The following is a 22178-nucleotide window of genomic DNA, read 5'->3' on the forward strand; positions in this document are numbered from 1 at the left end:
CGCCGAACCACATGTGGGCCAGCTCGTGCAGGATGGTCTCGGCGCGCATCTCGTACGCCGCGTCCGTCACCTTCGACCGGAACACGTACTGGTCGCGGATGGTCACCGCGCCCGCGTTCTCCATCGCGCCCGCGTTGAACTCCGGTACGAACAGCTGGTCGTACTTCTGGAACGGGTACGCGTAGTCGAACTTCTCCTGGAACCACTCGAAGCCCTGCCGGGTCACATCGAAGATGTGGTCGGAGTCGAGGTACTCGGCCAGCGACGGGCGGCAGTAGATGCCCAGCGGCACGCTCTGCCCGTCCTTCTCGTACACGCTGTGCACCGAGTGGTACGGGCCGACGATCAGCGCCGTGATGTACGTGGAGATACGGGGCGTCGGCTCGAAGACCCAGACGTCGTCCTTGGGCTCCGGCGTCGGCGAGTTGGAGATGACGGTCCAGCCGGTCGGCGCCTTCACGGTGAACTGGAAGGTGGCCTTCAGGTCCGGCTGCTCGAAGCTCGCGAACACCCGGCGGGCGTCCGGGACCTCGAACTGCGTGTACAGGTACGCCTGGTCGTCGACCGGGTCGACGAACCGGTGCAGACCCTCACCCGTGTTGGTGTACGCGCAGTCCGCCGCGACCCGCAGGACGTTGCGGCCCTCCAGCAGGCCGGGCAGCGTGATCCGGGAGTCCGCGAACACCTCCGCCGGGTCGAGCGCGTCACCGTTCAGGGTCACCTCGTGGACCACCGGGGCCACCAGGTCGATGAAGGTCTCCGTGCCGCCCCGGGCGGCGTCGAAGCGCACCGTGGTCACGGACCGGTAGGTGCCGCCCTCCTGCGCGCCGGTGAGGTCGAGTTCGATCTCGTACGAGTCAACGCTGAGCAGCTCCGCCCGCTGCTGAGCCTCTTCGCGGGTCAGGTTTGTGCCAGGCACGCGGTCATCTCCTCGTTATGTGTGGGTTCGGTCATCCTTCCACGGCACGGGGAGTTGGGCGACGACCAGGTTGACCCGCACCACTACGTCCGGAAACCGCCGGTCGTCCGGCGCGGCGCGCACCACGCTGAGGGGCATGACGACCCACATCGCGCGCCCCCTGGACGCCCTCACCCTGAAGCAGCTGCGGACGGCGGACGACGCCGGCCGGCCTCCGACCGCCATCACCGACACCGAGGGCGGCGCCCCGCTGCGCTGCTGTCTGCGGCACAGCCGACCGGGTGAGTCGACCGTCCTCGTGTCCTACGCGCCGCTGCGCCGCTGGGCGGCCGCCACCGGTGTCGACCCGGGCGCCTACGACGAGCGGGGCCCCGTCTTCATCCACGCCGAGGAGTGCCCCGGAGCGGCCGACGACGACCGGCTGCCGTTCACGAACAGCCACCGCGTACTCCGCCGTTACGCCGCCGACGGCCGCATCCTCGGCGGACGGCTCGTCGAGGAGCCCGCGGACCACGGGGCGGCCCTCACCGAGGCTTTCGCGGACCCCGAGGTCGCCCTCGTCCACGTCCGGGCCGTCGAGTACGGCTGCTTCCTGTACGAGGTGCGGCGGCCCTGAGCGCGGGTGCCGCGCCGGAACCGCCCGTGCCGGGCCCGGCGCCGGGCACACCGACGGGGCGGTCGCTCCCAGTGGAGTGACCGCCCCGTCGGTGTGGAGGCACGGGCCGCCCGGCGGCGGGGCCGGCCGGGTCGCTGCGGGTGTCAGCCCTTCAGCTCGGCCGCCACCAGCTCGGCGATCTGGACGGCGTTCAGCGCGGCGCCCTTGCGCAGGTTGTCGTTGGAGACGAACAGGGCGAGGCCGTGGTCGACGGTCTCGTCGGCGCGGATGCGGCCCACGTAGGACGGGTCCTGGCCGGCGGCCTGGAGGGGGGTCGGGATGTCGGAGAGGGCGACACCCGGCGCGCCGGCGAGCAGCTCGGTCGCGCGCTCCACGGAGATCGGACGCGCGAAGCGGGCGTTGACCTGGAGGGAGTGCCCGGAGAACACCGGGACGCGGACACAGGTGCCGGAGACCTTGAGGCCGGGGATCTCCAGGATCTTGCGGGACTCGTGGCGGAGCTTCTGCTCCTCGTCCGTCTCGTGCAGACCGTCGTCGACGATCGAACCCGCGAGCGGGAGCACGTTGAAGGCGATGGGCCGCTTGTAGACGCCGGGCTCGGGGAAGTCGACCGCCGCGCCGTCGTGGGTCAGCTTGTCCGCGTCGGCGACGACCTTCTGGACCTGGCCGTGCAGCTCGGCGACGCCCGCGAGACCGGAGCCGGACACCGCCTGGTAGGTGGCGACGACCAGCGCCTCCAGGCCCGCCTCCTCGTGCAGCGGACGCAGGACCGGCATCGCGGCCATCGTCGTGCAGTTCGGGTTGGCGATGATGCCCTTGGGGCGGTCGGCGATCGCGTGCGGGTTCACCTCGGAGACCACCAGGGGCACCTCGGGGTCGCGGCGCCACGCGGAGGAGTTGTCGATCACGACCGCGCCCTGGGAGGCCACCTTCTCGGCCAGCGCGCGGGAGGTCGCGCCACCGGCGGAGAAGAGCACGATGTCGAGACCGGAGTAGTCGGCGGTCGCCGCGTCCTCGACGGTCACCCCGTCGATGACCGAACCGGCCGAGCGGGCGGAGGCGAACAGACGCAGCTCGTCCGCCGGGAAGTTCCGCTCCTTGAGGATCCTGCGCATGACCGTGCCGACCTGACCGGTGGCTCCGACGATTCCGACCCTCACGGTGACTCCTTTTACGTGGCTTGTCTGTGTCTGCTGCATGACCGAGGCGTTTCCATCATGCGGTGAGCCCCGGTCCGCCTGTCCAATTCTTTGCCGGCGGCGCTCGGGGAATGGGACGCGGGGGACGGCGACACCCCGACCGGTTCTTTGGCCGCCACCTCGTCTGAGCTGGAGATATTCGCCCCGCAGGGGCTCGGCACCGCAAGCTGTGCTGCCTCCCCCCTGCCCGCCGGCACCGGGTGCACGCGAAGGTGTGACGTACGCCTCTGCGGGGCGGCCGGAAAGTCATGGACGGGCCCGAACGTTTCGGTCCGGCCCGGCGTCGTAGGGGAAACGCGGGAGGGGAGGGGTGGCTGTGCTGCGCAGAAAGGCGCGCCGCGTCCAGAAGGTGGACGATCCGCTGCGGATGCCCGGCGGCCCGTCGGCCTTGGGGGGCACGGGCGGCGGGGGTGAACCGCCGGCCGCCGTGACGGGTCCGGCGGCAGCGGGCGACACGGGGGCGGATCCGCTGGACGTGGCCCAGGAGCGGCGGGTGCGGGCGGTGCTCGCGCTCGGCGGAGTCCCGCAGTCGGACCTGCCGGACGGGGTGCAGCAGGTACGGCTGCGGCTGCTGGAGCGGGCCGCGAGCGGCCGGGAGGCACCGCGGGACGTGTCCGCGTGGGCGGCGGTGGTCGCCTCCAACCTGGCGATGGACTGGCACCGCGCCAAGCGCCGCCAGGAGCGCCTCGGGGAGCGCCTGGCCTCGCTGCGCCAGCTGGAGCACCCCTCCGGCGAGGACTCCAGCGTGCTCTCGCTCGCCGTCACCCGCGGCCTGGACGAGCTGCCCGACGCCCAGCGTCAGGTCGTCGTCCTGCGTTTCTACGCCGACCTGCCGGTCCGGGACATCGCGGGCGAGCTCGGTATCCCCGAGGGCACGGTCAAGAGCAGGCTCCACTCAGCGGTCCGCGCCCTGCGCGCCCGCCTGCACGAGGACGAGGTGGTGTGACATGGCCGCCCGGGACAACAACCGGCACGACACCGAACCCGACGACATCGTGTTCGAGGCCGCTTCCGTGACCGAGAGCGGCTCGGCGGAGGGTGGCTCGGTCGAGGGCGGCTCGGCCGGGCCGCCTCCGGCCAGGAGCGTCGACGCCGAGGGAGCAGTGCGTGAGGGAGCAGTGCGCGAGCGAGCCGTCTTCGAGGGCGCCGAGCTCGAGGAAGCCGTGTTCGAGGGTTCCGAGTACGACGGTATGGACGCCTTGATGGCCGCGCTCCTCGACGAGCCGCTGCCGGAGGAGGCACTCGCCGACGGTGAGTTCATGGCCGCGCGGCGGGCGGCGGCCGCCGATGTGCTGCTGCTGCGGGAGCAGCTGGGGCTGATCGGTGACGCCCTGGCCGGGGCCGACGCCGATGCGGGCGAATCGGAGGCGGAAGCCGGCGCACCGCCGGGGCGACCCGTGGCCGCGCGGCCGGGGGACGCGGCCGGGGCCGAGACGGTCACCGGGCGCCGGCCCGCGCCCGAGACGGCCCCCGTCGCGCCGGTGAGGCCCCTGCCGACGCGGCCGGCCCGCCCCCGCGGGCACCGCCGGGCGCTGACCGTCGCCTTCGGCACGCTCGCCGCGGCTGCGGCCGCCACCGTCGTCGTGGGCCTCGGCGCCGTCGTCGTCCAGTCGGGTGTCGGGGGTTCGGCGGACGATTCCGGCAGCACCGCCAGCAAGCAGCAGGACAGCGGGAGCCGCCGCGACGGCTCGAAGGGCGGCGCGGGCAGCGGGAACACCGACGGAAAGGTCAGTCCCGAGAGCTACGACATCGGCTGCGCCCGCCTGATCGTCGAGGGCACCGTCGTCTCCGTCGAAGCCGTCCCCGGCACCGAGCGGGACCGCGTCACCCTCGACGTCGACCGCTACTACAAGCCGGACCAGGGCGAGAAGGAGATCGTCTTCCCGCTGGACCAGGACACCGACCCCCAGGTGAAGAAGGGCGACCGCGCTCTCGTCGGCATCCCACGCGACGGCGCCGAACCCGACCTGTGGACCACCGACCCGTCCGACATCGCCAGCCGGCGAGCCTGGATCGAGACCGCGGCGCCGGAGGCGGAGGGCGAGGCGTGTGAGTGAGGAGTGCCCCGGGGTCGGCCGTCACCCCAGGCCGACCCCGGGGCACCGCAACGCCCGACGCTTGCCCGGGGGAGGGGCGCTCGCCCCGGTCGACGTACACCCCCCGCTGATGTGTCCGCACACGCATACGGCCCGCCGGGGAAACCGGCGGGCCGTATTCCGGCGGGCCTGAGCGGCGGCGGCACCGCCGGGCACCCCGGATCGGGTCGTCTGATCCCAGGGTGCTTTTGAGCCTGGGGTGCGACGAGGGTGACCGGCGGTCAGGTCACTCCTTGTCGTCCCAGGTCCAGGTCTCCTTGTGGCCGGGGACGACCACACCGGGCTGCACGCCGCCGCCCTTGTCCGGCTTGGCGGGCACGACGACCTCCGTCACGGCGTCGTCCGCGGCCAACCGCGTGCCCGCCGGGGCGTCGACGGCGGTGCCGAGGACGAGGGCCGCCGCCGCGGAACCCAGACCGAGGAGGGCGAGGACGCCGATGCGCCGGGAGCGCGTCGAGGAATGCACAACCGTTCCTCTTTCGTGAGGGGTTACAGGTGAGGGCCCTGTGAAGGGCCATGACCGATCATGGTTGATCACCGTCCGAAACGCAGGTGCTCACGATGGCCGCTTGCGGCCATGGCCGGACAGGGCCACCGCGCCCGCGATTAGTTATCGGCGGAGGGATCCCGACGGAGGAATCTCGGCGGCGACACTACAGCCAGCCCCGCCGTACGGCAGACGCTACAGCCAGCCCCGCCGTACGGCCTCCGCGCCCGCCTCGAACCGGCTCTGCGCGTCCAGCCGCTTCATCAGGTCCGACATCAGCCGTCTGATCGTACGCACGGACAGCCCCAGCTTGCGGGCGATCCCCTGGTCGGTCATCCCCTCGGACAGCAGCTTGAGCAGGACCCGGTCGCGTTCGCTCGCCCCGTCGCCCACCGCGGCCGGTGCCTCCGCGCCCAGGGGCACGCCCTGCGCCCAGACCAGCTCGAACAGCTCGGCGAGGGCCTGTACGACGCCTTGGTAGCGGACGACGAGCGCGCCCTGGCGGCTGTCCTCGGCATTCACCGGCACGACCGCGACCTCACGGTCGCAGATGATCATCCGCATCGGAAGGGCGGGCACGGTGCGCACCTGTCCGCCCATGGAGGTGAGCCAGGTCGCGTAGTCGGAGGTGGGCTGGTCGTTGCGGACGCTGTCGAGGTAGACGGAGCGCATCCGCACGCCCCGGTCGAAGGACTCCTGGTCCAGGGGGCGGGCCGACTCCAGGCCGGCCGCGCTCACGGCGCCGCCCGGTGTGAAGGTGCAGACCTCCTGCACCGCGTCCCGTGACAGCTGCTCCAGCCGGGTGCGGACCGCGTTCACACCGACCAGGTGCTCCGCGCCCCCGGTGTGCCGCAGCCCCAAGGCCGCGTACTCCTTGGTGAATTCGGCGACGACCGCCTGGTGCCGGGACAGATGGGCCCGCTCGGCGTCGAGTTGGGCCTCACGGCGGCGCAGTACCGGCCCCAGGATCGTCTCGGGGTTCATCGGCAGGTACGTCGTGTCCGTGACGGGGCTCAGCAGGGAGAGATCGGAGAGCCGGTCCACGGCCGCCCGCACCTCGTCCTCGGTGAGGCCCGTGTGCCGCTGGACGTCGTGGAGGGTCCAGGACGGGTTGGTGAGCAGACTCCGGTAGACGCTGACGGCCTCGGTGTCCGCTTCCAGGAATTCGTCCAGCACAGTCGGCCCTTTCGCCTCCCCACCCCCTCATGCCCCGGACGGGAATCCTAGTTCGATCCGTGGCGATTTCGCGGTGGATCTGGGGTCTTGTGGCGAAGGCTACAGGGCAGGCACGACAGTGCCATGGCGCGTTGCGGCCACCCTGCTCCCCTGGTGTTCGGAAGGGGCCTCGGCTGAAGATCGAAGGGCGCGACGCACCGATGTGCGGCGGCCCGTCCAACGGGGGGACGGGCCGTCGCGCCGACCGCCCCCCCGTCGCCAGGGGGCGGGTGCCACGTGGGGAGCACCCGCCCCTTCCCCGCATCCGTTGAGTAACGTCTCCTCATGCGCGAGGACTTGCGGGTGGCGGCCTACGCCGTATGCGTACGGGACGGTCAGTTGCTGCTGGCCCGCTGGGTCGCCCGGGACGGCACCAAGCGCTGGACCCTCCCGGGCGGCGGCATGGACCACGGTGAGGATCCCTACGACACCGTCATCCGCGAGGCCGACGAGGAAACCGGCTACACCGTCGAGCCGACCGCCCTCCTCGGCGTCGACTCCGTCACCGAGGACCGCTCCCGGCGCCTGGGCTCCCGCGCCGCCTTCCACAGCCTCCGCCTCGTCTACGAGGCCCGCGTGACGGGCGGCACCCTGCGCCACGAGACCAACGGCTCGACGGACATGGCCGCGTGGCACCCCTTGGAGGAGGTTCCCGACCTGGAGCGGGTCGGACTGGTGGACGTGGGCCTCACTTTGTGGCGCCGACGTCCGCCCAACGGCCACCTGGCACCGCCGGACGCCTTCTAGGGGCGCGGGGAACCGCGCGACAAGCCACGACGCACCCGAGGGCACCCAACCACGCGAGCCCGCGCGGCGAATGCGTGCCCTACCCCGCCACATGAACGAGGAGTGACCACTTCCCCTCGGTTGCCCTTACCTTCGGCAACCCCCGGCGAACACCCGGCGCCCGCGAAGATCCACGTACGGTGATCGGCGCCACCCGTTGCGACCTCGTTAACGTCCAGGTCATCCCGGCTGCCAAGCATTCAGTACGAGCGGGAACCCCACTCCGGCCCCCATCGCGGAGCGGCCCCGCGACCACTGCCGACGCGTTCGCACTCGGGGAGACCGCGCCATGTCGCGCATACGCTCAGTCGCTGCCGCCGCCACCAACCCTGACCGCCGTGCCTTCCTCGCCGCCACCGGCGCGGTCGGCCTCTCGGCGGGCATCGGGCTCGCCCTGCGGCCGGAGACGGACGCCCACGCCGCCGCCACCGGGACCACCACCGAGGTTCCCCTGGCGAACCTCTCCAACCGGGAGGCCCCGGCCGCCCCGCTCGCGCCGTACACCCGGGGCACCACCCTCGCCTCGGTCGCGGCGCCGCGCAACGCCTCCGGCTACCGTCGGCTCGGCGACGGCCCCGCCTGGAAGCGGGTCGTGCGCTCCGACCTCGCGACCCCCAAGTCCGGCCGGGAGAAGCGCCGTACGGCTCTCGCGTCGTTCGTGCAGTTCACCGATCTGCATGTCGTCGACGTGCAGCACCCGCTGCGCTACGAGTACCTGCGCGCCCAGACCGCGAGCGCCTGGCGTCCGCAGGAGGCCCTGTCCGTGGCGGGGGCGGTCTCGCTCGTCGAGCGGGTCAACTCGCTGCGCGGCGCCCCCGTCACCGGCTCGCCGCTGCACTTCGTGATGACGACCGGCGACAACACCGACAACAACTCCAAGACGGAACTGGACTGGTTCCTGAAGGTGATGAGCGGGGGCCGCGTCACCCCCAACTCCGGCGACCCGCGCCGCTACGAGGGCGTCCAGAACAGCGGCCTGGGGCTCTACTGGCAGCCGGACTCCACACTCCGCGACGCCGACAAGAAGCTCGGCTTCCCCCACCTGGACGGCTTCCTCGCGGCGGCGATCCGCCAGGTCAACAGCCCCGGCCTGAACGTCCCCTGGTACTCCACCGTCGGCAACCACGACTCCCTCCCCGGCGGCTGCTACGCCCCCGGCGACTCCTTCTTCGCGGACTTCGCGGTCGGCGGCAAGAAGCTGATGACCCTGGACGAGCAGGTCGGCAAGGCCCTCTGGGACAACGTCAAGAGCGGCGGCGACCCCCGCGGGGCCGACTGGAAGGCCGTCCTCAAGTCCCAGGCGAAGAAGATGCGTTCGGTCACCCCGGACGAGGGCCGGGCGCCCTTCACGCCCCTGGAGTACCTGAAGGCGCACCTCGACCCGGCCCACACCGGCCCGGGCCCGGTCGGTCACGGCTACTCGCAGGCCAACCTCGACGCACGCACCCAGTACTACGTCTTCCGGATCGCCGACGACGTCATCGGCATCAGCCTCGACTCCACCGACCCCGGCGGCCACTACGAGGGCTCGCTGGGCACGGCGCAACTGAAGTGGCTGGAGCGGACGTTGAAGGACGCCGCCAAGAACGGCACGTACGCCGTGGTCTTCAGCCACCACACGAGCACCACCATGCGCAACCTCCGCAAGGACCCGTCCCGTCCGGGCGAGGCCCGGCACGGCGGCGACGAGGTGCTGGCCCTGCTGGGCCGCCACCGCAACGTCCTCGCCTGGGTGAACGGCCACAGCCACCGCAACCGCGTCACCCCGCACAAGTACGCCGGCGGCGGCTCGTTCTGGGAGATCTCGACCGCGTCCCACATCGACTTCCCGCAGCTCGCGCGGGTGATCGAGCTGGTCGACAACAAGGACGGCACGATCTCCGTGTTCACGACCCTCATCGAGTCGGCCGCCCCGCACGCCACCCGCTTCACGGACCTCAGCCAGACCGGTCTGGCGGCCCTGTACCGCGAGCTGTCGTACAACGCGCCGGGCCGCCGTGACACCCTCACCGGCACCCCCGGTGACCGCAACGTGGAGCTGGTGCTCCGAAAGGGCTGAAAACCGCTCAACGCCCGTACCCCTGTCAACCCGGGCCGCACCGCCGGGGTCCCCCTCCGTGACCGGACGATCATCATGGACACAGGGGGAACGATGTCAGTACGTACGGGTCTGGTGGCGGCGACCGCGGTGGTCGCGGCGGTGGCGCTCGCCGCCCCGGTGGCGGCGGCCGCGCCCGCTGCCCCGAGAGACGCCCACGGCACGACCCGCGAGGCGATGGACGCCAACGTGAAGGACGGCGTCGTGGGCATCGCCCTCCAGGCGAAGGACGCCCACGGCGTGTGGAAGGCGACGGCGGGCAAAGGCGACCTGAGGACCGGCGCGCCGCGCACCGCCCACGACCGCTTCCGGGCCGGCAGCATCACGAAGACCTTCGTGGCGACGGTCCTGCTCCAGCTGGAGGCCGAGGGCAGGCTGTCGCTGGACGACAAGGTCGACCGGTGGCTGCCCGGCCTGGTGCGCGGCAACGGCCACGACGGCCGCCGGGTGACGGTCCGCCAGCTCCTCAACCACACCAGCGGGATCTTCAACTACACCGCCGACGAGCAGCTCGGCCGGGACGTCTTCCTCGCCGACGGGTTCCTGAAGAACCGCTACCGCACCCACACACCGGAACAGCTGGTCGGCATCGCGATGAAGCACAAGCCGGACTTCGCCCCCGGCACCGACTGGAACTACTCCAACACCAACTACCTGCTCGCCGGTCTGGTGATCGAGAAGATCACGGGCAACCCGTACGGCGACGAGGTCCGCGCCCGCATCATCGAACCCCTCGGCCTGCGCGGCACGAAGCTCCCCGGCACGTCCCCCGGCCTGCCGGGGCCGCACAGCCGCGCCTACTCCAAGCTGGCCGAGACCGCGGACGGAAAGACGTACGACGTCACCAGGATGAACCCCTCCGTGGCGGGCGCCGCGGGTGAACTGGTCTCCAGCGCCGACGACCTCAACCGCTTCTACTCGGCGCTGCTGCGGGGCCGGCTCCTGCCGAGGAAGCAGCTCGACGCGATGAAGACGACGGTCCCCGTGGAGAACCTCGGCAGCTACGGCCTCGGCCTCGTCGAGCAGAAGCTCTCCTGCGGCGTGCGGGTGTGGGGCCACAGCGGCGGCATCCACGGCTCCGTCTCCGAGTCCGTCACCACCGCGGACGGACGCCACTCCCTCACCTTCAACTTCAACAGCGACTGGACGGGGAACACCGGGGCGATCGTGGAGGCGGAGTTCTGCGGCAAGTAGACGCCTGAGTACGGCATGAGGAAGGGCCGCCGTGAGGTGCGGCGGCCCTTCCTCTCCCCTCCTGCGTTCCGCCCGGGTGAGGGCGGGTTCCCGGAATTACCGGGGAAGCACCACCACATACGCGGCCGGATCGCGGTCGGACGACGCCATCAGCGCGGTGCGGACGACCGCCGCCTGCTGCTCCAGGGACTCACGCAGCTTCCTGGGAGTCAGGTGGACGACGGTGATGCCGAGCCGTTCCAGAGTCTCCCGCTTGCGGGCGTACTCGGACCAGAGCGCGTCGTCCTCCTGCCCGGGAGCCCGGGTGTCCAGCTCCACCGCGACGGCCTGCTCCGGCCAGTACGCGTCGAGGCCACCGAGGTGCGGGCCGCCGGGGAGCCGCAGGTCCACGTTCCAGACCGGGTCCGGCAGGGCGAACTCCCGGACCATGCGGTACAGCTGGTCCTCCGCGATCGCCCGCCCCTCGGCGAGCAGCGATTCCACCGCGTCCGCGACAGGAGGACGGTTCAGCAGCCGCGCCCGCGCCAACTCCCGCACCACCGCCGCCGGCTCGGTGTGGCCGCCGCGCACCGCCTCGGTCAGCAGCCGACGTACGGAGTCCACGTCGACCAGCTCCGCGACCGCGTCGGCCAGGGCGCGCGGCACGGGCGCGACGGGCAGACCGGTCACGTACGACGGGGTCGGCAGGGACGCGGTACGGATGACGCGGGCGCAGCCGACGGTGCGCAACCGGCGCATGCGCGGGACCAGGACGTCGATGGTGTCCAGGGACAGCAAGGGGGGAGCGGACGAGAAACCGTGCAGCGTCAGGGCCGCGAGGCCCGTGATCACGGCGTCCGCGTAGTGGGGGGTCGCGCGGGGCCCGTCGGCGTTCGGCTGCGCGGGGACCCCGGCGGCCGGCTCGCGGAACGGGGTGCGGGCCGCGTACGACAGGACGGCCTGCAGCCGCTCCTCGGAGGTGGGCGGGCCGGGGTGCAGCAGGTAGACGCCGGGGAGGAGCTGCTGCCAGGGACCACCCTGCCGGCACTGCTCGTTCGTCTCGGTCGGGGTGACACCCTGCGCGCGCAGCTGCGCGGCCGTCAGTACGCGGCGGTGCACGTTCGCGAGCCGGCTCAGGGGGCGGGAGGAGAGCGGGGTGTTGTGGTTCATGCCCCGGAGGTTCCCGCGCCGGGAGTGGCTCCGAACCCCTGTTACAAACCCGTCGGCAAATCCGGACAAGCCCGCACTAAAGTACGTGCGTTCGACTGCCGATAGCCGCTGGTCGACCCCGTGATCGGAAAAGGTTACGGCTTCGACTACCCGAACTTCGTAACGCGGAACCAGGCAAGGGGAATTGACGCGGTTCAGCTCGACGCCGCGACTTCTCGACCGCGGGCGGTCGCGGGTCGCCCGGACGGCTCCCCGCGCCGCCACGTCTCAGCCGCGGGGCAGTCGCGCACCCGACCCGGCCGGCGGCAGGCGCCGGGTACGCGACACCGTTGAGGCCAGGGAGGGTTACTCCTTGTCCCCCGCGTCGCACGCCTGTGCCCGCAGCGCGCGGGCCAGGTCGTCGCGGGCCTCCACCACCAGGCGGCGCAGCGCGGGCGCGGCCCCCTCGTGGGCGGCGAGCCACGCGTCCGTCGCCTCCAGGGTCGCCGGGGAGTCCTGCAGCGACGGGAACAGCCCCCGCACCACGTCCATCCCGATCTGGATGGACCGCTCGGCCCACACCCGCTCGATCACCTCGAAGTACCGCTCGGCGTACGGCGCCGCCAGCTCCCGCTGGGACGGCCGCGCGAACCCGGCGATGGTCGCCTCCACCAGCGCGTTCGACAGCACGTCCGACTCCACCACGGACGCCCACGCCTGCGCCTTCACCGCGGCCGACGGCCGGGCCGCCAGGCACCGCACCTGGTGCCGCTTCCCGGACGCCGTGTCGTCGCGGGCCAGCTCCGCCGCGAGGATGCCCTCACCGGCGACCCCGTACGTGGCCAGCGGCTCCAGGAACGCCCACCGCAGCTCCTGGTCGACCTCCAGCCCGTCGACCTTCTCGGTCCCGGCGAGCAGCCCCTGGAGCACCCCGAGGTCGGCCTCGCTCGACGCCACCGCCGCGAAGAACCGCGCCCATGTCAGCTGGTGCTGGCTCCCCGGCTCGGCGGCCCGCAGCTCCCGCAGGGCGCCCTCCGCCAGCAGCCGGCCGCCGGTCTCCCGCCACTCGGGCGCCGCGTAGAAGGTGAGCGCCGAGTTCGCCCAGGCGTGCAGCATCTGCAGCACGCCGATGTCGGACTCCCGGCCCGCGAACCGCAGCACCAGGTCGACGAAGTCCCGCGCCGGGAGCAGCGCGTCCCGGGTGAGGTTCCACAGCGCCGACCAGCACAGCGCGCGCGCCAGCGGGTCGGAGATGTCACCGAGCGCGGCCCGCAGCGTGTCCAGCGACCCGGCGTCGAAGCGGATCTTGCAGTACGTGAGGTCGTCGTCGTTGACCAGCACCAGCTCCGGCGCCTCGGCCCCGGCCAGCTCGGCCACGACCGTCCGCGCCCCGACGACGTCCACCTCGGCCCGCGCGTACCGCTCCAGCGCGCCGGCGCCGCCGCGCCGGTACAGGCCGATCGCCACCCGGTGCGGCCGCAGCTCGGGATGGGACTCGGCGGCCTCCTGCACCACCGCCAGCTCGTCGATCCGACCCTCGGCGTCGAGCAGCACCTGCGGCGTGAGGGAGTTCACCCCGGCCGTCTCCAGCCAGGCCCGCGACCAGGCCGGCATGTCCCGGCCGCTGGTCTCCTCCAGGACCGACAGCAGGTCACCGAGGCGCGTGTTGCCGTAGGCGTTGCGCTTGAAGTAGCGGCGGGCGCCCTCCAGGAACGCCTCGCGCCCCACGTACGCCACCAGCTGCTTCAGGACGGACGCGCCCTTGGCGTAGGTGATGCCGTCGAAGTTGAGCTTGGCGTCCTCCAGGTCACGGATGTCGGCCGTGACCGGGTGGGTGGAGGGCAGCTGGTCGGCGCGATACGCCCAGGACTTGCGGTTGTTGGCGAAGGTGACCCAGCCGTTGGTGAAGCGGGTGGCCTCGACCATGGAGAAGGAGCCCATGAAGTCCGCGAAGGACTCCTTCAGCCACAGGTCGTCCCACCACACCATGGTCACGAGGTCGCCGAACCACATGTGCGCCATCTCGTGCAGGATGACGTTGGCCCGCCGCTCGTACGACGCCCGGGTGACCTTGCCGCGGAAGATGAACTCCTCGCGGAAGGTGACGAGCCCCGGGTTCTCCATCGCGCCGAGGTTGTACTCGGGGACGAACGCCTGGTCGTACTTCCCGAACGGGTACGGGTAGTCGAAGTGGTCGTGGAAGAAGTCCAGACCCTGCTTGGTGATCTCGAAGACGTCGTCGGAGTCGAAGTAGGGGGCGAGCCCCTTGCGGCACATCGCGCCGAGGGGGATCTCCAGGCGCGTACCGTCGCCGAGGACCCGCTCGTAGGAGTCGGTGACGTAGTGGTACGGGCCGGCGACCACGGCGGTGATGTACGTCGAGATCGGCTTGGTCTCCGCGAAGCGCCACACCCCGTCGGTCCGCTCGCCGACGCCGTTGCTCCACACCACCCAGTCCTCGGGCGCCCGCACCTCGAAGCGGAACGGGGCCTTGAGGTCCGGCTGCTCGAAGCCCGCGAAGACCCGGCGGGAGTCGGCGGGCTCGTACTGCGTGTAGAGGTAGACCTCGCCGTCCTCCGGGTCGACGAAGCGGTGCATGCCCTCGCCGGTGCGGGAGTAGGCGCACTGGGCGTCGACCACCAGCTCGTTCTCGGCGGCCAGGTCCTCCAGGACGATCCGGGAGCCGTCGAAGACCGCGCGCGGGTCGAGATCCTTGCCGTTGAGGGAGACCGACGTCACACTCGGCGCGATCAGATCGGCGAAGCTGGTGGCGCCCGGATCGGCGCACCGGAAGCGGATGGTCGTCACCGAGCGGAAGGTCCGCGGCTCGTCACCCCGGTCGCCGACGGCGGACCGCAGGTCGAGGGAGACCTCGTAGCCGTCGACGGACAGCAGCGCGGCCCGCTCCTGGGCCTCGTCGCGGGACAGATTCTCACCGGGCACGGGCGGCACTCCCTCAGGGGTGGTGTTCAGTATGCGGACAGGGCCGATCCTGCCATGCGCTCCTGACGCCGGGCAGTCGGGAATGAGGCGAGCGGTCGCCGGTGTTGCGGGTTGTTGCGCTGTAAACCGACCACCGCACTCTTGCTCTTCTCGAGGAGAACCATGTCCGAGCAGACCTCAGGCAAGACCCCCGTCGACTTCTGGTTCGACCCGCTGTGCCCCTGGGCGTGGATGACCTCGCGGTGGGTCCTGGAGGTGGAGAAGGTCCGAGACATCGAGGTCCGCTGGCATCTGATGAGCCTCGCGGTCCTCAACGAGAACAAGCTCGACGAACTCCCCGAGGAGTACCGCGAGCTGCTGGAGACAAAGGCATGGGGGCCGGTCCGCGTGGTCATAGCCGCCCAGGAGGAGCACGGCGCCGAGGTGCTCGGCGACCTCTACACGGCGATCGGCACGCGCGCCCACAACCAGGGCGAGGGCGCCGGCAAGGAGGTCGTCGCCGCGGCCCTGAAGGAGGTCGGGCTGCCCGACTCCCTGATGGACCACTGGGACTCCACCCCGTACGAGCCGCAGCTGCGCGCCTCCCACAAGGAGGGCATCGACAAGGTCGGCCAGGACGTCGGCACGCCCGTCATCGCGGTCCCCGGCGCCGATGGCGAGCAGATCGCGTTCTTCGGCCCGGTCGTCACCCCCGCCCCGCAGGGCGAGGAGGCCGCCAAGCTGTGGGACGGCACCCTCCTCGTCGCCTCGGTCCCCGGCTTCTACGAGATCAAGCGCACCCGCACCAAGGGCCCCGACTTCAGCAACCTGGTCTGACGCGCCCCCGGCACCGGGCATCCACCGCGCCCGGTCCGGACGGTGTTCACGCCGACCGGTGCCTCGCGTACAGGGCGGCCAGACGGGGCAGTCGGCGCTCCGTCTCCGCCCAGTCGTCGAAGTCGAAGTTCCAGGACGGGTCCAGCGCCGGGTAGCGGATGTGGAAGCAGTCCGGGGGCAGGTCCTCCCCGGTGGCCGCACGGTGGGCGTCCCAGGCGATGCCGAGGGTGCTCTCGCACTCGACCTCGGCCCAGTCCTCGGACGCCCGCCGGATCACGGGCGACCCGGCGAGGGAGTCGGGGTCGGCGACGGCCCGCTCGAAGACCTCGCGGCCCTGGAGCACGAGCCAGCCCCGGAAGTAGTCGAAGCCGTCGTCCGAGCAGCCCCCGTTGATCGTGTACGCCGCGGCCCACAAGGGGGCGCGGTACGACGTGCCCAGCAGGTCCCACAGGATCTGCTGGGCGGCCACGATCTCGGCGGCCGGCCGGGCCGCGAGCAGCTCGGCGGCCCGCTCGGCGACGGCTTCGGTGCCGTCCGGCTCCTCGGGGGACGCGGCCGTGCGGCGCGCCTCGTCGACGATGCTCCAGAACTCGTTCACGTCCATGGGGCGAAGCGTGACAGGGGGGTCTGACAACGCGCCCCGGCCCTCGGGTCACTCCAGTTCGTCGGGCAGGCGCTTGGTGAGCCTGAAGTGCTTCTCGTGGCCATGGGTACGGAGGTTGAGACAGACCTTGCCGTCGGGGCGGTCGTTGACGCACTTGTAGTAGTTGTCCGAGACCGGGTTGCCGAGCTGTCTCTGCAGCCAGTCGCGCTCCTTGGCGTTCAGTGGCTCGTGCGGCTCCTCCGAGCGGCAGGTCTGACAGGTCAGTCGTCTCAAGGTCGGCATCCCCCAAGAATCCCGCCGAAACCACCCGTAACGGAAGAGGCGGCGCCGAAAGACCCCCGGAAACAGGAGGACCGAGGCGCGGGCGAGTGCCGGCGGGGCGAAAAGGGGAGTGTGGGAGCGGGCGGGACCGACCTACTATCGGTCCTCGTGGGACGGGAGATTGGGGGAGGCCCGTGGGACCCGAGATCGCCGATCTGGCACGGACGGCCGGTACGACGATGGTGGCGCTGATGGCCACCCAGACCTGGGAGTCGGCACGCGAGGGCGTGGTCGCCCTGTGGCGGCGCTTCCAGCCCGACCGCGCGGAGGCCGTCGGCGGCGAACTGGAGGCCACCCGCGAGGACCTCCTCCTCGCCCAGCGCTCCGGCGACACCGAGACCGAGGCCGAACTGACCGCCGAGTGGCAGGCGCGGGTCCGCCGACTGCTGGTCGCCCGCCCCGACGTCGCCGACGAACTGCGCCGCATCCTCGCCGAGCTGAGCCCCGCCCTCCCCGAGGAGCGGCCCACCACCGCCATCCGCCTGCGCGCCGAGGCCTCCGGCAACGGCCGGGTCTACCAGGCCGGCCGCGACCAGCACATCACCGAACGCCCCGACCGATGAGCGAGCTCGGAGCCCGCGCGTCCGGGCAGGGCCGCGTCTTCCAGACCAGCGGCGACCAGTACATCCAGGAGCACCACCACCACTACGGCGCCGGAGCGGACGGCCCCCTCTTCGCGGGCGGCCCGCAGTCCACCGCCGCCCTCCCGGCCGCCCCCGACTCCGTCCGCGTCCCTCTCGTCGGCCGCCCTCCCGGCGTCCTGCGCGACCGGGAGCAGCCGCGGGAGGCGCTGACGGCGGCCGTCACCGGACCCGGCGGCGGGATCCACGTCGTGCACGGCATGGGCGGCTGCGGCAAGACCGCGCTGGCGTACTGGCTCTTCACCGAGGCCGTCCGCACCCACCGGCGCGTCGGCTTCTGGGTCAACGCCTCCGAACGGATGTCCCTGCGCGCCGGGATGCTGGCCGTCGCCGGCGACCGGGGCGCCGGCACCGGCGAACTCGCCGCCGCGGCCGCCGGCCAGCGCGCCGCCGCCGACCTCGTCTGGCACCACCTCGACCACTCGGCCGACCCCTGGCTCCTCGTCCTCGACAACGCCGACGACCCCACCGTCCTGGAGGACGGCGCCTGGCTGCGCACCAGCGAGCGGGGGACGGTCCTCGTCACCACCCGCCACGCCACCAGCCCGCTGTGGCACGGACCGCGGGTGACCCGGCACGCGCTGGGCGTGCTGCCGCTGGACGACGCGGCTCGCGTCCTGTGCGACCTCGCGCCGGACGCGGGCGACCTCGCGTCGGCCCGCAAGGTCGCCGAGCGGCTGGGCCGCCTGCCGCTCGCCCTCACCCTCGCCGGGTCCCATCTGGCCCACCAACTGCTGGAGTCGTGGTCCATGGACGAGTACGACCGCAAGCTCGCCGAGGAGTCGACCGCGATCGTCGACCGGGGTGCCACCGGACACGGCACCGGCCAGTCCCGCCGGCTGGTCGGCCGCACCTGGCAGCTGTCCCTGGACACCCTCGCCTCGCGCGGCCTGCCCGAGTCGACGACCCTGCTGCGCCTGCTGTCGTTCCTCGCGGCGGACCCGGTGCCGCTGACGCTGCTGCTGCCGCTGGCCCGCGGCGAGATGCCGGTCGACGGCCTCGAACCCGCGCCGGCGGCGGAGCGGTTGGAGCCGGCGTTGCGGGGCCTGCTCGACCACTCCCTCGCCGAACTGGTCGAGACGGACGGCGCCCGGTGCGTCCAGGCCCACGGCGTGCTGCTGGACAGCGTGGCGGCGGGGGTGCCGGCGGGGCAGCGGCCGGTGTTCGCGGAGGTCGCGGCCGACATGCTGGAGGCCGGACTGCCGGAGCGGGACGATGAGTCCGTCGTGGCCAGAGGGCGGCTGGCGGTGTTGTCACCGCACGCCTCGGCCCTGCTGGCCTCGGTTCCGAACGAGCGGACCGCGGCGCTGGCGGTGCGGGTGGTCGGACAGGTCTACGGTGCCGGGGACTTCGGGGGTTTCCAGGACCTCGCGCCCGCCGTCGCCAGGGAAGTGGTGAACTGTCTGGGCGGTGAGCACCGCGTCACCCTGGACGCCCGGGAGCTGGAGGCCAGGGCGTACTTCCGGATGGGCCGCTACGACGAGTCCGTGGCGCTGCACCGTGAGGTGCTGGACATCCGCGAACGCCTGCTCGGCACCGACCACGTGGACACCTTGCGCAGCTGCGAGGGCCTGCTGGCACCGCTCCTGCTGCTCGACCGGCACACGGAGGCCGTCGGATGGGGTCGGCGTGCGCTCGACGGATACCGCCGGACCCTGGGGGAGGACTCGTCGCAGGCGCTGAACGTGTGGGCCGACCTGATCGAACTGCTGCCGCACACCGACGGGGAGCGTCGGTACGAGGAGGAGGGGAGGGCCCTCATCGCCGCCTGCGAACGCGCCCTGCCGCCGGACCATCCCACGACCGTTCGTGCCCGCCAGAATTTCGCGTGGACGCTCTGCACGGTGCACCGATACGAAGAGGCCTGGCAGCTGGCCCCCATGGTGCTGGCCGACCGGGTCCGCGCGCAGGGGCGGGATCATCCCCTCGCACTCGCGGCCCTGTGCCTCAACGCCGTGGCCGCCCACGGCCTGGGCCGGACCGCCGAGGCCATCGGCATGCTGGAGGAACTCATCGAGCGCCGCGAAGGGGTGCTCGGCCCGGCGCACCCCTTCGTCGTGGAGAACCGCGAGTGGCTCACCCGGTGGCGGGCCGAAGCGGCGACCTGATCAGCGCCTCTCCCGCGCCCGCTGCCATCCGTACCCCACGGCCGCCAGCACCGCCGTCATCCCGCCCGACCAGTACAGCTGTGTCCGGGTCGCCGGCTCCCGTGCCATGAGGACGAACACCGCCGCCATCCCGGCCAGCGCCACCCAGGTCAGCCAGGGGAACGCCCACATGCGGACGACGAGGCGCTCGGGGGCCTCGCGTTCGATGCGGCGGCGCAGCAGCAGCTGCGAGACGGCGATGAGGATCCACACGACGAGGATCACCGCGCCGATCATGTTCAGCAGCCACGCGAAGACGTCGTCGGGCCGCCAGTAGCTGAGCACGACGCACAGGAAGCCGAAGACGCTGGAGGCCAGCACCGCGATCCGGGGGACCCCGCCCGAGACCCGGCCGAGGAACCTCGGGCCCTGCCCGCGCTCCACCAGGGAGTACGCGATGCGGGAGGAGCCGTAGATGTTGGCGTTCATCGCGCTCAGCAGCGCCACGAACACCACCACGTTCATCAGCTGACCGGCGCCGGGGATGCCGATGTGGTCGAGGGCGGCGACGTACGGGCCCTTCTCGACGACCGCCTTCGAGTCCCACGGGACCAGGGTCACGATGACGGCCATGGAGCCGATGTAGAAGACGGCGATCCGCCACATCGCCGTCCGCACGGCGGTCGCGACGCCCTTCACGGGGTTCTCCGACTCGGCCGCCGCGATCGTCACGGTCTCCAGACCGCCGTACGCGAAGATCGAGGCGAGCAGGCCGACGACGAGGCCGTCCGTGCCGTTGGGCAGCAGGCCGCCCTCGCCGGTGAGGTTGGCGAGACCGGGCGAGTCGCCGCCGGGCAGGACGCCCGCCACGGCCAGGACGCCGAGCACCAGGAACAGGGTGATCGCGCCGACCTTCAGCGCGGCGAACCAGAACTCGAACTCGCCGAAGTTCTTCACGGCCGCCAGGTTGGTGCCGAGGAACACCAGCATGAACAGCGCGACCCACGCCCACTCGGGCGTCCCGGGCACCCACCCGGTCACGATCTTCGCGGCGCCGATGCCCTCCAGACCCACGGCGGTGCACAGCAGCACCCAGAACGACCAGCCGGCGGTGAAGCCCGCCCACGGGCCCACCGCGCGTTCCGCGTGTGCCGAGAAGGAGCCCGACGAGGGATACGCGGCGGACATCTCGCCGAGCATCCGCATCACCAGCATCACGAGGATCCCGGAGAGGGCGTACGCGAGGACGATCGACGGGCCGGCGGCGGCGATCCCCGCCCCGGAGCCGACGAAGAGTCCCGCGCCGATCACCCCGCCGAGGGCGATCATCGACAGGTGGCGCTGCTTGAGGCCGTGGGAGAGGGAGGCGTCCTGCTCCGGTGGAGCCTTGACGGTGCTGCTGGGCATGGGCGCGGCTCGTCCAATGCGTGAGAGGGCAAAAACGTCCACAGTCTGGACAGCCCCTTCGCGCGCACGAAGGGGCCGTCCGCTATCCGGACGCGTCCGGCACGCAGGGTGACTAGGCGGCTACGGGGACCGCCACCGGGGTGTAGTGCGCCGCGTCCCCCTCGACGGAGTAGCTCTCCTTCCCCTCGACGCCCACCGGCACGTCACCGGCGACGGTCACCCGGTGCAGCCGCCGCGGCAGACCGTCGTAGTTGTCGATGGCGTAGTGCTGGGTGATGCGGTTGTCGAAGATGACGAGCTGGTTCTCCGACCAGCGGTGGCGCAGCACGTTCTCCGGGCGGGTGACGTACGACTGGAACAGGTCGAGGAGCTTGCGGGACTCGCCCGTCGACAGACCGACAATGCGCTGCGCGAACCCGCCGATGAACAGCCCGCGTTCCCCGGTCAGCGGGTGGACACGTACCACCGGGTGGACCGTGCGGTACTTGATGGACGTGAACTGGGCTCGTGCGGCCGCCTGCTGCTCGTCGAGGGCCTCCTCGGGCACCGCGTAGTCGTAGTCGTTGGTGTGTTCGGCCCACAGGGTGTCGGCGAGGGCGCGCAGCGGTTCGGGCAGGTCGCGGTAGGCGGCCGCCGAGTTGGCGATCAGTGTCTCGCCGCCGTACGGCGGGATCGTGATGCTGCGCAGGGAGGTCGCCTGCGGCGGGTTGAGGACGAAGGTGACATCGGTGTGCCAGTGGTTGGCGGCCCGGCCCCGCTCGCTGTCGACGGGCAGGACGTTCGGGGTGCCGTCGACGGACGGCACGGTCGGGTGAGCGGTGGTGATGTCGCCGAAGTGCCGGACGAAGGCCTGCTGGCTCGCGTCGTCGAGGTTCACCACGTCGAACACCAGGGCCTTGTGGACGTTGAGGGCCTCCCGGAGTTCGGCGACGGTCTCGTCGTCGAGGGGGCGGGCGATGTCCACGCCGGCCACCTTGGCGCCGATGTTCCCGGTGATCTTGCGGATCTGGAGGTCGGACATGTGCGGGTCCTTTCAGACGAGCGCGGTTTCCCGGGCGGGGCCGGCGTACTGGTTGACGGGGCGGGGGAGGCCGTAGCGCTCCCGCAGGGTCTGGCGCGGCCCGTACGCGCTGCGCAGCAGACCGCGGGCGCGCAGGATCGGGACGACGTGGTCGACGAAGGCGTCCAGGCCGGACGGCAGGACCGCGGGCATGATGTTGAAGCCGTCGGCAGCGCCCCCCGTGAACCAGGTCTCGATCTCGTCGGCGACCTGCTCGGGCGTCCCGGCGAAGGTCAGATGGCCGCGGCCGCCGCCGAGCCGCCCGATCAGCTGCCGTACGGTGAGCCGCTCGCGCCGGGCCAGTTCGACGACGAGCGTGTAGCGGCTCTTGGCGCCCTCGATGGCGCTCTCCGGCGGCAGGTCGTCCGGCAGGAGAGAATCCAACTCCAGCGTTCCGGGCTCCAGTTGGAGCAGCGCCTCCAGGCGGCCCACCCCGTGCGTGTACACGATGTGGTCCTCCAGCACCTGCTCGTTCGCCAGCGCCTCCGCCTCCGTGGAGCCGAGCACCGGGACGATGCCGGGCAGCACCTTGATGTGGTCGGGGTCGCGGCCGGCCGCGAC

20 protein-coding genes are annotated in these 22178 nt (G+C 72.1%); 9 read left to right on the forward strand and 11 right to left on the reverse strand.

All coding sequences use genetic code 11. The features are described from left to right. On the reverse strand, positions 1-919 hold a 919-nt coding region (locus tag AOK23_RS09045), incomplete at its 3' end, for a M1 family aminopeptidase (RefSeq protein ID WP_276205722.1). Between the two features lie 136 nt (positions 920-1055). On the opposite strand from AOK23_RS09045, the gene AOK23_RS09050 reads away from it, so the two are divergent. Next, positions 1056-1535 (forward strand): DUF1203 domain-containing protein, encoded by a 480-nt coding sequence (locus tag AOK23_RS09050; protein ID WP_055712225.1) that lies wholly within the window; start codon positions 1056-1058, stop codon positions 1533-1535. Between the two features lie 143 nt (positions 1536-1678). Here AOK23_RS09050 and AOK23_RS09055 read toward each other — a convergent pair whose 3' ends face one another. After that, positions 1679-2695 carry an aspartate-semialdehyde dehydrogenase gene (locus tag AOK23_RS09055; protein ID WP_055712226.1) on the reverse strand — a complete coding sequence of 339 codons (1017 nt, stop codon included), beginning with the start codon at positions 2693-2695 and terminating at the stop codon, positions 1679-1681. Between the two features lie 355 nt (positions 2696-3050). On the opposite strand from AOK23_RS09055, the gene AOK23_RS09060 reads away from it, so the two are divergent. Both AOK23_RS09060 and AOK23_RS09065 read left to right on the forward strand, forming a co-directional pair. Further along, a complete protein-coding gene (locus tag AOK23_RS09060; RefSeq protein WP_240496321.1) occupies positions 3051-3680 on the forward strand; it encodes an RNA polymerase sigma factor in 630 nt (209 codons plus the stop codon). A gap of 1 nt (position 3681) precedes the next feature. Continuing rightward, positions 3682-4791 carry a hypothetical protein gene (locus tag AOK23_RS09065; protein ID WP_055712227.1) on the forward strand — a complete coding sequence of 370 codons (1110 nt, stop codon included), beginning with the start codon at positions 3682-3684 and terminating at the stop codon, positions 4789-4791. A 265-nt stretch (positions 4792-5056) separates the two neighbouring features. Here the strand turns inward: AOK23_RS09065 and AOK23_RS09070 are convergent, their stop codons facing one another. Together AOK23_RS09070 and AOK23_RS09075 are read right to left on the reverse strand one after the other, a co-directional pair. Then, positions 5057-5296, reverse strand: a complete 240-nt coding sequence (locus AOK23_RS09070; protein WP_055712228.1) for a hypothetical protein — start codon at positions 5294-5296, stop codon at positions 5057-5059. A 216-nt stretch (positions 5297-5512) separates the two neighbouring features. Then, positions 5513-6493 (reverse strand): LuxR C-terminal-related transcriptional regulator, encoded by a 981-nt coding sequence (locus tag AOK23_RS09075; protein ID WP_055541921.1) that lies wholly within the window; start codon positions 6491-6493, stop codon positions 5513-5515. Positions 6494-6817: 324 nt separating this feature from the next. Here AOK23_RS09075 and AOK23_RS09080 point away from each other — a divergent pair, with 324 nt between their 5' ends. The 3 genes from AOK23_RS09080 to AOK23_RS09090 all read left to right on the forward strand — a co-directional run bounded on the left by AOK23_RS09080 (position 6818) and on the right by AOK23_RS09090 (position 10610). Continuing rightward, complete coding sequence (locus AOK23_RS09080) at positions 6818-7279, forward strand: NUDIX hydrolase (protein ID WP_055712229.1); 462 nt, start codon at positions 6818-6820, stop codon at positions 7277-7279. Between the two features lie 328 nt (positions 7280-7607). Further along, a complete protein-coding gene (locus AOK23_RS09085) occupies positions 7608-9377 on the forward strand; it encodes a TIGR03767 family metallophosphoesterase (RefSeq protein ID WP_055712230.1) in 1770 nt (589 codons plus the stop codon). A 93-nt stretch (positions 9378-9470) separates the two neighbouring features. Continuing rightward, entirely contained in the window at positions 9471-10610 is a 1140-nt protein-coding gene (locus AOK23_RS09090) for a serine hydrolase domain-containing protein (RefSeq protein WP_206336157.1), read from the forward strand. Between the two features lie 96 nt (positions 10611-10706). Here AOK23_RS09090 and AOK23_RS09095 read toward each other — a convergent pair whose 3' ends face one another. Next, positions 10707-11759 carry a hypothetical protein gene (locus tag AOK23_RS09095; protein WP_055712232.1) on the reverse strand — a complete coding sequence of 351 codons (1053 nt, stop codon included), beginning with the start codon at positions 11757-11759 and terminating at the stop codon, positions 10707-10709. Between the two features lie 345 nt (positions 11760-12104). Continuing rightward, entirely contained in the window at positions 12105-14681 is a 2577-nt protein-coding gene (gene pepN, locus AOK23_RS09100; RefSeq protein ID WP_055712233.1) for an aminopeptidase N, read from the reverse strand. A gap of 162 nt (positions 14682-14843) precedes the next feature. On the opposite strand from pepN, the gene AOK23_RS09105 reads away from it, so the two are divergent. Next, positions 14844-15497: a mycothiol-dependent nitroreductase Rv2466c family protein gene (locus AOK23_RS09105; RefSeq protein WP_055519542.1), complete on the forward strand. Its 654-nt coding sequence runs from the start codon at positions 14844-14846 to the stop codon at positions 15495-15497. Between the two features lie 46 nt (positions 15498-15543). Here the strand turns inward: AOK23_RS09105 and AOK23_RS09110 are convergent, their stop codons facing one another. Together AOK23_RS09110 and AOK23_RS09115 are read right to left on the reverse strand one after the other, a co-directional pair. After that, positions 15544-16101 (reverse strand): DUF4240 domain-containing protein, encoded by a 558-nt coding sequence (locus tag AOK23_RS09110; protein WP_055712234.1) that lies wholly within the window; start codon positions 16099-16101, stop codon positions 15544-15546. Between the two features lie 48 nt (positions 16102-16149). Next, positions 16150-16374, reverse strand: coding sequence for a hypothetical protein (locus tag AOK23_RS09115; protein WP_157877981.1), 225 nt, complete (start codon positions 16372-16374; stop codon positions 16150-16152). Positions 16375-16556: 182 nt separating this feature from the next. Here AOK23_RS09115 and AOK23_RS49580 point away from each other — a divergent pair, with 182 nt between their 5' ends. Beyond that, complete coding sequence (locus AOK23_RS49580; protein WP_055712236.1) at positions 16557-16985, forward strand: hypothetical protein; 429 nt, start codon at positions 16557-16559, stop codon at positions 16983-16985. Then, entirely contained in the window at positions 16982-19171 is a 2190-nt protein-coding gene (locus tag AOK23_RS09125) for a tetratricopeptide repeat protein (RefSeq protein ID WP_055712237.1), read from the forward strand. Before AOK23_RS49580 ends, AOK23_RS09125 begins: the two co-directional genes overlap by 4 nt. Here the strand turns inward: AOK23_RS09125 and AOK23_RS09130 are convergent, their stop codons facing one another. From AOK23_RS09130 to AOK23_RS09140, 3 genes are all read right to left on the reverse strand, one after another. Next, on the reverse strand, positions 19172-20557 hold the full coding sequence (locus AOK23_RS09130; protein ID WP_055712238.1) for an amino acid permease: 1386 nt from the start codon (positions 20555-20557) through the stop codon (positions 19172-19174). A gap of 112 nt (positions 20558-20669) precedes the next feature. Then, positions 20670-21578 (reverse strand): TauD/TfdA dioxygenase family protein, encoded by a 909-nt coding sequence (locus AOK23_RS09135; RefSeq protein ID WP_055712239.1) that lies wholly within the window; start codon positions 21576-21578, stop codon positions 20670-20672. Positions 21579-21590: 12 nt separating this feature from the next. After that, the coding region (locus AOK23_RS09140) for an LLM class oxidoreductase (RefSeq protein WP_476718299.1) at positions 21591-22178 on the reverse strand (588 nt) is incomplete at its 5' end.

It is taken from the genome of Streptomyces torulosus (genome assembly GCF_001419765.1).
In the GTDB taxonomy this organism is placed as follows: Bacteria; Actinomycetota; Actinomycetes; order Streptomycetales; family Streptomycetaceae; genus Streptomyces; species Streptomyces torulosus.

Coding starts and splice junctions, on each gene's coding strand:
- AOK23_RS09050 (WP_055712225.1), top strand. CDS start 1,056: ATGACGACCCACATCGCGCGCCCCCTGGACGCCCTCACCCTGAAGCAG.
- AOK23_RS09130 (WP_055712238.1), bottom strand. CDS start 20,557: ATGCCCAGCAGCACCGTCAAGGCTCCACCGGAGCAGGACGCCTCCCTC.
- AOK23_RS09080 (WP_055712229.1), top strand. CDS start 6,818: ATGCGCGAGGACTTGCGGGTGGCGGCCTACGCCGTATGCGTACGGGAC.
- AOK23_RS09135 (WP_055712239.1), bottom strand. CDS start 21,578: ATGTCCGACCTCCAGATCCGCAAGATCACCGGGAACATCGGCGCCAAG.
- AOK23_RS09085 (WP_055712230.1), top strand. CDS start 7,608: ATGTCGCGCATACGCTCAGTCGCTGCCGCCGCCACCAACCCTGACCGC.
- AOK23_RS09125 (WP_055712237.1), top strand. CDS start 16,982: ATGAGCGAGCTCGGAGCCCGCGCGTCCGGGCAGGGCCGCGTCTTCCAG.
- AOK23_RS09105 (WP_055519542.1), top strand. CDS start 14,844: ATGTCCGAGCAGACCTCAGGCAAGACCCCCGTCGACTTCTGGTTCGAC.
- AOK23_RS09065 (WP_055712227.1), top strand. CDS start 3,682: ATGGCCGCCCGGGACAACAACCGGCACGACACCGAACCCGACGACATC.
- AOK23_RS09090 (WP_206336157.1), top strand. CDS start 9,471: ATGTCAGTACGTACGGGTCTGGTGGCGGCGACCGCGGTGGTCGCGGCG.
- AOK23_RS09095 (WP_055712232.1), bottom strand. CDS start 11,759: ATGAACCACAACACCCCGCTCTCCTCCCGCCCCCTGAGCCGGCTCGCG.
- AOK23_RS09110 (WP_055712234.1), bottom strand. CDS start 16,101: ATGGACGTGAACGAGTTCTGGAGCATCGTCGACGAGGCGCGCCGCACG.